Here is a 14,104-nt window from a genome sequence, read left to right as displayed (position 1 = left end):
TCGCGTGCGGTGACTGGGAGGAAGAATTTGATGGTGTCTGGTGGGTCCGGTTCGCAGTCGACGGCGATCGAAGATCTACCGGGGTTGGTTGCACGGGTCGCCGCAGGTCAGGCGGACCGAGTAGCTCTCGATGTCAGTGGTACCAGCGTCACGTACGGGGATCTGCACCGCGAGATCGGCAACCTCGACACCGCCATGGGTGGCGTGCTCGGCGCCGACGCTCTCGTTCCGCTCGCCCTGTCGACCGTCGCGCCGGGAGCCGTCGAATCGGCCGAAGGCGGGCTCGAAGCGATCGTTGCGACCGTCGTCGCCGACGCCAGAGACGCACTCGGGGAAGCCACGGCGACGCCCACCGCCGACACTCTGGCGAGCCGGTTCCTGGCACAGGTGAAGCGCACGCCCGACGCGGTTGCCGTCGTGTTCGAGGGCACCGAACTCACGTACGCCGAATTCGACGTACGGGTCGACAGCCTCGCGCGTCGTCTCGTCGACCTCGGCGTCGGGCCCGACGTCCGGGTGGGTCTGTCGATCTCCCGGTCGGTCGACCTGCTCGTCGCGATGTACGCGATCACCGTCGCAGGTGGTGCCTACGTGCCGATCGATCCCAGCCACCCGGCCGATCGCATTCGGTACGTCGTCGACATCGCGAAGCCTGCCCTCGTCCTGACCACGTCCACCGAGGACGTCGCGCTGCCGGACGAGGTACGGGTACTGCTCGTCGACACGGAGGATCTGTCGCAGTACACGTCCGAGTCGGTCGGCGACGATCTCACTGCTGCGATCGAGCCCACGAACACCGCGTACGTCATCTTCACGTCCGGATCGACGGGACGACCGAAGGGTGTGGCCGTCTCGCATGAGGCAATCGTCGCCAACCTCGACTGGCGGCAGGCCGATTACCCACTGACGGCGGACGACGTGGTGCTGCAGAAGACACCGTTCACGTTCGACGTGTCGGTGTGGGAGTTCTTCTGGCCGTTGCAGGCCGGTGCTCGGCTCGTCGTCGCAGCCCCCGACGGTCACCGAGATCCTGCGTACATCGCCGAGACGATGAGCTCGCACGAGGTCACGACCGCCCACTTCGTGCCGTCGATGCTGTCGGTGTTCCTGTCGCAGTTCGACGGCGACGTCGATGCGCAGAAGATCCCGAGCCTGCGACAGGTCTTCGCATCCGGCGAGGCGTTGCCCGCGTCGACGACGGCCCGCTTCCACGAGGTGTTCGACGCCGAACTGCACAACCTGTACGGACCCACCGAGGCCGCAGTCGACGTCACCTACCACCGCACGGACAGTTCCGACCTGGTCTCCGTTCCGATCGGTGTCGCGGTGCCGCGCACCGGACTTCATGTGCTCGACGAAGGACTACGCCGCACACCTCCCGGCGTGCCCGGCGAGCTCTACCTGTCCGGCGTGCAATTGGCTCGTGGCTACATCGCACGCCCCGATCTGACGGCCGACAGATTCGTCGCGAATCCGTTCGGTGACGCAGGCGAGCGTATGTACCGCACCGGCGACCTCGTGCGCTGGAACACGGCAGGCGCGCTGGAGTACTTGGGCCGCACCGACTTTCAAGTCAAGCTGCGCGGACTACGGATCGAACTCGGTGAGATCGAGGCAGCGCTGCTCGCGCAGGAGACGGTGCGTCAGGCCGTCGTCGTCGTGCTGTCCGACGACTCGGACTCCGGCGTCGACGATCAGTTGGTCGCGTACCTCGTCACGACGACGGGTGAGGCCGACTCCGCCACGCTTGCTGCCGGTATCCGGGACCGCTTGCCCGACTACATGGTTCCAGCGGTCTTCGTCGTGCTCGACGAGTTCCCGTTGAACGCCAGTGGAAAGCTGGATCGCAAGGCCCTGCCGAAACCGGACGTCACGCGTCTGACCGCCGAATATCGCGAGCCCACAACCGATGTCGAGCGCGCACTCGTCGCTGTGTTCGAGGACATCCTCGGAGCGGAACGTATCGGCGTCGACGACGACTTCTTTGCTCTCGGAGGCAACTCGCTGAGTGCGACGCGAGCCATCGCACGCGTCGGCGCGGAGCTGTCGGTCAAGGTCGACGTCCGTGCCTTCTTCGACGCACCGACCGTCGCCGGTCTGGCCGAGTTGGTCCAGTCCGCGACATCGGACGGCACAGCAGCGCGGGAGCCGTTGACCAAGCGTGAGCGTCCCGACGTCGTTCCGCTGTCGATGGCGCAGCAGCGCATGTGGTTCTTGAACCGACTCGATCCGGGTTCCGCCGTCGACAACATTCCCGTCGCCATCCGGCTGTCGGGTCTGCTCGACGTCGATGCGTTGCAGGAGGCCGTCTACGACGTCGTCGATCGGCACGAAGCACTGCGTACCGTGTACCCGGAGGTCGACGGGGTCGGCCGTCAGGTCGTTCGCGACACCGTCGACGCCGTTCCCGACCTGCACCCCGAACGACTCGATGAGGCCGACCTGTACGGCCGCGTCGTCGAGGTCGTCTCCGAAGGCTTCGACGTCACCGCCGACGTGCCGGTGCGCCTGCGGTTGCTGCAGGTGTCACCTACCGAGCACGTGCTGATCGTCGTCGCGCATCACATTGCAGCAGACGGCTTTTCGATGCTCCCGCTCACACGCGATGTCGTCACCGCCTATGCCGCCCGCAGCGACGGCAACGCACCGGGATGGGCGCCTCTCACCGTCCAGTACGCGGATTTCGCGCTGTGGCAGCGTGCGGTTCTCGGCTCCGAGGACGATCCGCAGTCGTTGATCTCCGCACAGGAACGCTACTGGCGGGACGCATTGGCGGATCTGCCCGAGCAGCTGGATCTGCCGTCGGACCGTCGACGTCCCGCGGTCGCGTCGGGACGAGGCGCAACGTACTCGACCGAGGTCGACGCATCGCTGCGCGGTCGTGTGGAATCGCTTGCGACCGCCCACGGTGCAACGCCGTTCATGGTCGTGCACGCCGCGTTGTCGGTACTGCTTGCGCGGTTGTCGGGCACCGAGGACATTGCCGTCGGTACACCGGTGGCCGGCCGTGGTGAGGAGGCTCTCGACGACCTCGTCGGAATGTTCGTGAACACGTTGGTACTTCGGGCCGTCGTGGACACGGGCAGCTCGTTCACCGATCTTCTCGCATCGGTGCGCCGCACCGATCTGGACGCGTTCGGCCACGCCGACGTTCCGTTCGAGCGTCTCGTCGAGGTGCTGGACCCGCCGCGCTCGCAGGCGCATCACCCGCTGTTCCAGGTGCTGCTCGTCTTCCAGAACCTCGGCGCCACGACGTTGGAACTTCCGGGACTGACGGTGTCCGGGGTCGAATTCGACACGGCCGTCGCCAAGACCGACCTCCAGGTCACGGTGTCGGACAGCGACGCGCAGTGGAAGCTCGAATTCACCTACGCAACAGATCTTTTCGACGAGTCGACCATCGCAGCTCTCGCGACGCGGCTGATCGGCGTTCTCGGCGCGGTGAGTGCAGACGCCGACGTCGTCGTCGGTGACATCGACCTGATCGACAGCGTCGAACGCGCCACGGTTCTCCAGGAGTGGAACGACACACGCCACGACGTCACCGATACGACGCTGCTCGACGCGTTCCACCGGGCCGCGTCGCGTACGCCCGACGCGGTGGCATTGTCGTTCGACGACGAGACACTGACTTATCGCGAATTCTCCTCGCGTGTAGCGAGACTCGCGCGCCACCTCGTGACACTCGGTGTCGGTCCCGACGTGTTGGCCGCCGTGGCGATTCGTCGGTCTCTCGACATGGTCGTCGCACTGTACGCGGTCCTCGAGGCCGGGGGCGCCTACGTTCCGATGGATCCCGATCAGCCCGCCGAGCGCAACGAGTACATTCTCGACACGTCCGACGCCCCTGTGGTCTTGACCGTCTCGCGTGACGAATTCGCTGCTTCGCGAACGAATGTCGTGAAGATCGACACACTGGAGCTGTCGGGATACTCGGACGAACCACTCGCAGACGACGAGCGCCGTGCACCGACGCGTCCGGACCAGCTCGCCTACGTGATCTTCACGTCCGGTTCGACGGGACGGCCCAAAGGTGTTGCCGTGGCGCACCGCGCGGTCGTCAACCAGATCTCGTGGATCGTCGCCGAGTACGGTGTGAACAGCCGCGACGTGATTCTGCAGAAGACGCCGTTCACGTTCGACGTGTCGATCTGGGAACTCTTCGGTGCTCTCGCCGCGGGCGCGCAGTTGGTCGTCGCCCAGCCGGACGGCCATCGCGACGCGACATACCTGGCCGACGTCGTGGAGAGGTACGGCGTCACGGCTACGTCGTTCGTTCCGTCGATGGTCCCGGTCTTCACCGCCGAGATCGCTTCTCGGGACGCGTCGTCGCTCCGGTTGGTGCAGTTGGCCGGTGAGGCGCTGCCGACGTCCGTCGTGACGGCGTTGGCGCGCGCGACCGATGCGCAGGTGCACAACCTCTACGGGCCCACCGAGTTCACCGTGCATGCGACGTCTCGTCCGGTCGCGGGCGTGACAGGCTCGGAGTTGCACGACACGACTGCCCCGATGGGGGTCCCGGTCTGGAACACCGCCGCCTACGTGCTCGACGGACGGCTGAGCCCGACGCCCGTCGGCGTCGCGGGTGAGCTCTATCTGGCCGGCGTGCAGACCGCCCGCGGTTACTACGGTCGGGCGGGGCTGACCGCCGAACGCTTCGTCGCCGACCCGTTCGGCGACGGACGGCTGTACCGCACCGGCGACCTCGTGCGCTGGACCGAGTCCGGCGAACTCGAGTACATCGGCCGTACCGACTTCCAGGTCAAACTGCGCGGACTTCGTATCGAGCTCGGCGAGATCGAAACCGTCGCTCGCACAGCGCCGTCGGTGACCGACGCGGTCGCCGTCGTCAAGAGCGATCGACTCGTGCTGTACGTGGTGGCGCCCGGTTCCGTGGATCTGGACGATCTGCGGCGGACGTTGGCGGGGGAGTTGCCGTCGTACATGGTTCCTGCAGCGTTCGTCGTTCTCGACGCACTGCCCACCAACGCTGCGGGCAAGCTCGATCGCGCGAAACTGCCGGAACCGGAACTCGAGGTGCGTGCATTCCGTGCACCGTCGACACCCGTCGAGGAGATCGTCGCCTCCGTCTTCGGTGACGTGCTCGGAGTGCCGCGGGTCGGTGCGGACGACGACTTCTTCGCACTCGGCGGTAACTCGCTGATCGCGACCCAGGTGGTCTCCCGTCTCGGTGCGGCTCTGAACACGACGGTCCCGGTTCGGCTGCTGTTCGAGGTGGCCACGGTCGCTGCGCTCGCGGTGCGCATCGAGTCCGAAGTGGGTAAGGGCGCGAGAATCCCGCTGACTCCCCGTGAGCGGCCGAAGCACGTTCCGTTGTCGATGGCGCAGCAGCGCATGTGGTTCCTCAATCGTCTCGATCCCGAATCCGCGGTGAACAACATTCCCGTCGCAATTCGGTTGTCCGGCTTGCTCGATCGGCATGCACTGCACGTCGCGGTCGCCGATGTGCTGTCGCGTCACGAGTCGTTGCGGACGGTGTATCCGGAGATCGACGGTGTCGGTTTCCAAGAAGTCGTGTCGACCCGGTCGGTCATTCCCGATCTGGCACCGATCCCTGTCGACGCGGAGCAACTTGCCGCGTCGATCGAGGAGACCGTGCTCGCCGGATTCGACGTCACCACCCGAGCGCCGTTCCGTGCCAGCCTGTTCGAGGTCTCGTCGACCGAACACGTTCTTGTGTTCGTTGCGCACCACATCGCGGCCGACGGATACTCTCTCGGTCCGCTGACCCGAGACATCGTGCGCGCCTACACTGCTCGTGCCGCAGGCTTGGATCTGGACTGGGAGCCGTTGCCGGTGCAGTACGCCGACTATGCCCTGTGGCAGCGCGAGGTCCTGGGATCGGAGGACGATTCCGAATCCATTCTGTCGGCGCAGAAGTCGTTCTGGCAGAACACACTTGCCGGCCTTCCGGAACAGTTGGACCTGCCGTTCGACCGCCCGCGCCCGGCCGTCGCGTCGGGCCGCGGCCGCACGCATCGATTCGACATCGATGCGTCGCTTCGCCGCGCCGTCGAAGATTTGGCGTCGGATCAGCGTGCGACGCCGTTCATGGTCGTGCACGCAGCCCTGTCGGTGCTGCTCGCGAGGCTGTCGGGCACCGACGACATCGCTGTCGGCGCTCCGATCGCGGGTCGCGGCGACGCGGCGCTCGACGACATGATCGGCATGTTCGTCAACACTCTCGTACTGCGCACGCGCGTCGACGGTCCCGCGCAGTTCGACGAGGTGCTGGCACAGGTCCGAGAAAACGACCTCGCGGCGTTCGCCAATGCAGACATTCCGTTCGAACGTCTCGTCGAGATTCTCGATCCGGCACGGTCGACGGCCCGGCACCCACTGATCCAGGTCGCGCTGTTCTTCCAGAACCTCGGTCGATCAGAACTCGATCTGCCGAATCTCACCGTCTCCGCGGTCGATTTCGATGCCGGAACGGCAAAGTTCGATCTGCAGATCGCCGTGTCCGAGCAGCCGTCCGGCGACGGCTGGTCGGTCGAATTCACCTACGCGACAGACCTGTTCGACCTGTCCGGTATCGAGCTGCTCGAGTCCCGGTTCGTCGGAGTTCTCGGCGCAGTCACGAAGAATCCGGCATCTGTCGTCGGCGACATCGCCGTCACGACTGCACCGGAACGCGATCTCCTGGTCCGCGGATGGAACTCGACCGAACACGACGTGTCGGCGGCGTTGCTTCTCGACCGGTTCGATGCCGTCGTCGCCGAGTCCGGTGACGCCACTGCTCTGGTCTACGAAGGCGTATCGGTGACCTACCGGGATTTCGCGCGACGCGTCGACGACGTGGCCGCAGTCCTCGCCGCTGCCGGTGCCGCCCCGGAAACGCGTGTGGCTCTTGCTGTTCGGAGATCCATCGACTTGGTGGTCGGTATGTACGCCGTGCTGCGCACCGGCGCCGGATTCGTTCCGATCGACCCGGACCATCCAGCCGAGCGCATCGGCTACATCCTCGACGCTGCAGCACCGGTCTGCGTGCTGACCAGGGCCGAGGACGACTTCACGCCACCGGTGTCGGTTCCGGTGGTCGACGTGGCGACGCGTCCGGAGCCCGGCGCGAGGTTCACGACACCTCGGGTATCGCCGGACTCGGTCGCCTACGTCATCTTCACGTCGGGGTCGACGGGCAAGCCCAAGGGTGTCGCCGTGAGCCACCGGGCCATCGTCAACCAGATGGAATGGATGCAGGCCGAGTACGGGTTGGATTCCTCGGACGTCTACCTGCAGAAGACCGCAACGACGTTCGACGTCTCGCTGTGGGGCTTCTTCCTGCCGCTGCGGGCAGGATCGACCTTGGTTCTCGCGACACCGGACGGGCATCGTGACCCGGCCTACCTGGCCGACGTCATCTCACGCAACGCGGTGACCGTCACGGACTTCGTGCCGACGATGTTGTCCGTCTTCGCCGCAGCGGTGACAAGTGCGTCGATCGCGAGCCTGCAGCAAATCTTCGTGATCGGCGAGGCGCTGCCCGGTGAGGCGGTCCGAGATTTCGCACGTGTGTCGACGGCGCGGGTCCACAACCTGTACGGGCCGACCGAAGCGGCGGTGTCGATCACCTACGCCGACGTCACCGATACGGCAGCGGGTACGGCCGTGACGATCGGTGTCCCGGAATGGAACTCGGCGACGTTCGTTCTGGACGCGCGACTGCGTCCGGTGCCCGTCGGAGTGCCCGGTGAGCTGTACCTGGCCGGAGTTCAGCTCGCACGCGGATATCACGGGCGCGTCGACCTGACGTCGGATCGGTTCGTGGCGAACCCGTTCTCCGAGAACGGTGCACGCATGTACCGCACCGGCGACCTCGTGAAGTGGCGCTCAGATGGGGCCATCGACTACATCGGACGCACCGATTTCCAGGTGAAGTTCCGCGGACAGCGCATCGAACTCGGCGAGATCGAAGCGGCGCTGGCCGCGCACTCGTCCGTCGGGTTGTCGGCCGCTGCAGTGGTCCCGACCGACGCCGGCGACCAGCTCGTCGGCTACGTCGTTCCGGCGGGAACGGAGACCGTGGACGTCGATGCTCTGCGGACGACGCTGGGTCGCAGTTTGCCGACCTACATGGTGCCCGGTGCGATCGTCGTGCTCGAGGAGTTCCCGCTCAACACGTCCGGCAAGCTCGACCGAAAAGCGCTTCCCGCACCGGAATTCGCGACGCGACGGTTCCGCGCGCCGTCGACGCCGATCGAGGAGATCGTCGCCGGAGTGTTCGCCGACGTGCTCGGCGTCGAACGTGCCGGGCTGGACGACGACTTCTTCGCACTCGGCGGTAACTCGCTCGTCGCGACGCAGGTCGTGTCGAGGCTCGGCGCAGCACTGGATTCCGTTGTCCCCGTGCGTACTCTGTTCGAGGCGTCGACCGTCGAAGCCCTCGCCGCGGCCGTCGAAACGCACACCGGGGGACGCGTCGCACTGACTGCGATGCCGAGGCCGGACCGGATCCCACTGTCACTTGCTCAACAGCGCATGTGGTTCCTCAACCGACTCGACCCGGACTCCGCCGTCAACAACATTCCTGCGGCCGTTCGGTTGTCCGGATCGCTGGACGTCGACGCGCTCACGGCGGCGATCGACGACGTCGTTGCACGGCACGAGATCCTGCGCACGGTCTACCCGGAATCCGCAGGCACCGGAATACAGGTCATCATGCCTGCCTCGAACGGGCGCACCGATTTTCGAGCCGAGACGGTCGACGAGTCGGCGCTGTTCGAGGTGGTCACGTCCATCGTCACCCAGGGATTCGACGTCACCCGTGCGACGCCGCTGCGCATTCGGCTTCTGAGCGTCGGCGAGAACGAACATGTCCTCGTCGTCGTCGCGTATCACATTGCAGCAGACGGCTTCTCGATGATCCCGCTGATGCGGGACGTGATCACCGCGTACGTGTCTCGCGCGCGCGACGAAGAGCCGGCTTGGTCGCCTCTACCTGTGCAGTACGCCGACTACGCGTTGTGGCAGCGCGAGGTTCTCGGTACGCCCGACGACGTCACGTCCCTGATCAGCAAGCAGGAGACGTACTGGACCAGTGTGCTGGCGGGGCTACCGGACGAAATCGAACTGCCGGTCGACAGGGCCCGCCCGAGCTCGTCGAGCGGTCGGGGCGCGTCGCAGACGCTGACACTCGACGAGGCCACGACCGCCGCGATCGATCGAGTAGCCGCTGCACACGGTGTCACGGCGTTCATGGTCGTGCATGCGGCCCTGGCAGTGCTGCTGTCACGGGTTTCCGGCAGCGACGACATTGCTGTCGGAACGCCGGTAGCCGGGCGTGGTGAAGCCGCGCTCGACGACGTCATCGGAATGTTCGTAAACACGCTGGTATTGCGCACGCAGATCGACGGCGCGCACAGTTTCCGTGATGTGCTGGCGCAGGCACGCGAGGTCGATCTGTCCGCGTTCGCGCATGCGGATCTGCCGTTCGAGCGGGTTGTCGAGGTTCTCGATCCGCCCCGTGCGCAGGGGCGGCATCCACTCGTTCAGGTGCTGCTTACCTTCCAGAACTTCTCGTCGTCGTCGTTCGAACTGCCGGGGCTCACCGCATCCGCGGTCGACTTCGATTCCGCTGTCGCGAAGATGGACCTGCAGGTCACGGTTTCCGAACCGCACGAACAACCGGACGGCACACGCGGGCGGTCCGTCGAGATCGTCTACGCGACGGATCTTTTCGACTCGGCGACCATCGAACGGCTCGGGCACCAGTTCGTTGCAGTGCTGCAGGCAGTCACGTCCGACAGTGCGACGGCGGTCGGCGACATCGAACTGGTCGACGTCGACGAGCGAGACTGGTTGCTGAGCACGGTCAATGCGACCGAGCACCCGCTCGACGCGTCGGCGACGTTGGTGTCGATGTTCGACGCGCAAGTCGCTCGCACGCCGGATGCCCACGCGCTGACGTTCGAGGGCGACACGATCACCTACCAGCAGTTCGATGCACGCGCCAACCGACTCGCACGGTACCTGATCGGCCAGGGCGTCGGACCCGAGTCGACGGTGGCCGTCGCGATCGGGCGGTCGTTCGAGCTGATGATCGGTATCTACGCGGTGGCCAAAGCCGGCGCCGCCTACGTTCCGGTGGATCCGACACAGCCGACCGATCGCGTGGCCTACATCCTCGACACTGCCCGCGTCGCACTGACTCTCACGACGACGCGTGACCGCGGGGACTTCGGTGGAGGTACTTCCGTCGTCGTCGACGAGCTGAACGTGGACGAGTTCTCGGACGCGCCCGTGACGGACGCGGAGCGCACCAGGCCGCTGACACCGCGCGACGCCGCGTACGTGCTGTTCACGTCCGGTTCGACGGGCAAGCCGAAGGGCGTCACAATCGAGCACCGCGCGATCGTCAACCGACTCGTGTGGATGCAGGCCGAGTACGCGCTGACGCCTGCGGATCGCGTCGTACAGAAGACACCGACGACGTTCGACGTGTCGGTGTGGGAACTGTTCTGGCCGTTGCAGATCGGAGCCCGGCTCGTGCTCGCACGACCGGAGGGCCACCGCGATCCGGTGTATCTGGCCCAGTTGATCGAGGCCGAGAGCGTGACGGTCGCGCACTTCGTGCCGTCGATGTTGGGTGTGTTCGCAGCCGAGCCGGCAGCGTCGGCGGCGGGGACGTTGCGATGGGTGTTCGCCTCCGGTGAGGCGCTCCCGTCGTCGACCGCGGGTGCTCTGTCCGCTGTGCTGCCGTCGGCTCGACTGGTGAACCTGTACGGGCCGACCGAAGCTGCGGTGGACGTGACGTATCACGAGGTCACTGCCGCCGACACGGCAGGCGTTCCCATCGGACGGCCGGTGTTCAACACCCAGGTCTACGTGCTGGATGCGCGGTTGCGGCCGGTGGCGGTCGGTGCGGTCGGTGAGCTCTATCTCGGGGGCGTCCAGCTCGCTCGCGGCTATGCGTCGCGTCCTGATCTGACGGCCGACAGGTTCGTCGCGGATCCGTTCGGCGAGGCCGGCGAACGGTTGTACCGCACCGGAGATGTGGTGCGGTACAACCGCGACGGCGAACTCGAGTACATCGGTCGATCGGACTTTCAGGTCAAACTGCGCGGCCTCCGCATCGAACTGGGGGAGATCGAATCGGCTCTGGCGACGGACGACTCCGTCGCGCAGGCGGTCGTGCTGGTGCGCGGAGATCGGTTGATCGGGTATGTCGTTGCGGCGGCAGGTCATTCGGTCGACGTGGTCGAGGTTCGATCGTCCGTGTCCGAGGTGCTACCGGAGTACATGGTGCCTGCAGTGGTGCTCGTCCTCGACGCGCTGCCGCTCGGGCCGTCGGGCAAACTCGATCGAAAGGCGTTGCCGGACCCGGTCGTCGAAGCAGCCGAGTTCCGTGCGCCTGGCACCGATGTCGAGCGCACGGTGGCGGGAGTGTTCGCGGAGGTTCTGGGGGTTCGGGAGGTCGGGCTCGACGACGACTTCTTCGCGCTCGGCGGCAACTCACTTGTCGCGACGCAGGTCGTGTCTCGCGTCGGTGCCGCGCTGAATGCGCAGATTCCGGTGCGGACCATCTTCGACGCGACGACGGTGGCGGCGTTCGCTGCAGCGGTGTTCGATCTGATAGGCACGGGTGTCAGGCCCGCGTTGGTCGCCGGTTCGCGTCCGGAGCGGATCCCGCTTTCCCTTGCACAGCAACGCATGTGGGTGTTGAACCACCTCGATCCCGACTCGGGTGCGTACAACATCCCGTTGGCCGTTCGGCTCACCGGTGATCTGGACGTCGACGCGCTCGGTCTCGCGGTCGCCGACGTCGTCGCCAGGCACGAGTCCCTACGCACGATCTATCCTTCCGACGCCGACGGTCCGCAGCAGCGCATCCTCGCTCCCGCGGACGTCACGTTCGATCTGCAGCCGCGCGCCGTCGACGGTGAGGACGACGCGACCCACGCGGTAGCCGAACTCGTACTCGGTGGGTTCGACGTCGCAGACGCGGTGCCGGTACGCGTGGGTCTTATTCGACTTGCCGCTCAGGACCACATCCTTGCGCTCGTCGTACACCACATTTCGGCGGACGGAGCGTCGATTGCTCCGTTGGCGCGCGACGTGATGGTCGCCTACTCGGCGAGGGTCGACGGGCGGGTGCCCGGCTGGGCGGAACTACCCGTTCAGTACGCGGACTTCGCACTGTGGCAAAGGACCGTTCTCGGGGCAATCGACGACGCGGATTCGGTTGCGGCGGAACAGCTGAAGTATTGGGCGACGGCACTCGCAGGTATTCCTGATGCACTGGATCTGCCGACCGATCGTCCGCGTCCGGCGACGCAGTCGATGCAGGGGCGCTCGGTCGAATTCGATCTGGACGCCGAAGCGCACGCACGTCTCGCGGACTTCTCGCGTGACCGCGGCGCGTCGTTGTTCATGGTCGTGCACGCGGCACTGGCGGTGCTGCTCGGACGACTCAGCGGAAGCGGCGATGTCGTCGTCGGAACTCCCGTTGCGGGCAGGGGAGCGGCCGAGCTGGACGACCTGGTCGGCATGTTCGTCAACACGCTTCCGCTGCGCACCGACATCGATTTCGGCGGAACGTTTTCCGGGCTCGTCGACGAGGCGCGGGCGACCGACCTCGGCGCATTCGGCAATGCCGACGTGCCGTTCGAGAACGTCGTCGACGCGGTCGTACCCGCTCGCTCGCAGGCGCGTCACCCGATCTTTCAGGTGGCGCTGTCCTTCCAGAACCTGGAGAGGGTCCGTCTCGAACTTCCGGGGCTGACTGTCGAGGGAGTGGACGCGGGCGAGTTGGGGGCCAAGTTCGATCTGCAGTTCACCGTCGAACCGCGCACGGACGCCGACGGGAACCCCGCCGGATTGTTCGGATCGCTGCTCTACGCAACGGATCTGTTCGACGAACGGACCGCACGCTCGTTCGGGGAGAGGTTCACGCGGATCCTGCGATCGGTGGCCGAAGACCCGTTCGCGATCGTCGGCGACATCGACATCATGAGTGAACACGAGCGGACACTCACCGAGGCGCATGCAGCGCCGTCGACGGACGCTGCACCGGCAGCGTCGGTCGCGTTGGAGAGATCGCTTCCGCAGGTGATCGGTTCGGTCGTCGAGCTGGATCCGGACGCTCCGGCGATTGCCGTCGATGGTGAGGAACTGTCGTATCTGACCGTCGAGGGCCGCGCGGCTCGACTCGCTCGTGTACTCGTCGGCCGCGGTGTCGGACCGGGTGACCGAGTCCGGGTCATCGTTCCAGTGTCGGTCGAGTGGGCCGTCGCAGTGTTGGCGACGACGTTCGCCGGTGCTGCGGTCGTCGTCGACGAGCCCGGTTCCGATCCGACGAAATCCACTGCCGCGGTGGTCATTCGGCGCAGCGCCGACGACATCGCCGATGGAGTGGACTCGATCGTGATCGACGACCAGGACGTCGTCGATGCGGTGGCGGCCGCGTCGCCGCGGCCGATCGCGTACTCGGAGCGCACGCGATTGCTCGGACTCGAGGATCCTGCTGTCGTCGTACTCGCGGCCGACGGATCGGAGACCGTGCTCGGGCAGAGCCGGGTCGTCGCGGATCTGACCGACGCCGGGGGTCGATACGGTGCAAGCTTCGAGTCGCGCTTCCTCGCCTCACCCGACGCCGGTGACGCGTGGCAGGTATCGGCGTTGTTGGCGGCTGCCGTCGTCGGCGCTGCGTGGGTCGTTCCGGTTCGAGACAGCGACGGCGACCTGGTCGACATCGCGCTCGACGAGTGGGTGACACACGCGTTCGTGCCGTCTGCCGATGCAGGCGAGTTCGGCGGAGAGGACTTCGAGGACCTCACGGCCGTCGTCGTCACCGACCCCGCGGATTCGGTGGACGACCAGGACGGCGTGACGGTCTTCGTCGGCGAGAAGCCTTTCGGACGCCCAGCCGCGTCGTAGTTCTCGGTTTCCCGTCGGGCGCACACGCACACGCGTGTGCGCCCGACGTGCGTTCTGCCCTGCCCTCCCGCGCAAATGCATACGCGTTTGCGCGGCAGGGAAGCGGCCTATCACGACTCGGGACGGTTCAAAAGTTTCTGTGGGTTAGTTCACGTCTAAAATCGGTCGAATAGCTTAAAAACTGCCGCGTAAGCAATTGATTGGTTTA

1 protein-coding gene is annotated in these 14,104 nt (G+C 66.1%); it reads left to right on the top strand.

The features are described from left to right. Window positions 1–30: 30 nt before the first annotated feature. Entirely contained in the window at window positions 31–13,896 is a 13,866-nt protein-coding gene (locus tag CHB96_RS27070) for a non-ribosomal peptide synthetase (RefSeq protein WP_089252189.1), read from the top strand. Window positions 13,897–14,104 lie beyond the last annotated feature (208 nt).

This window comes from Rhodococcoides kyotonense, from assembly GCF_900188125.1.
GTDB lineage: Bacteria > Actinomycetota > Actinomycetes > Mycobacteriales > Mycobacteriaceae > Rhodococcoides > Rhodococcoides kyotonense.
The sequence above is the reverse complement of the archived record's forward strand: the minus strand, read 5'-3'. Positions and strand labels throughout refer to the sequence as shown.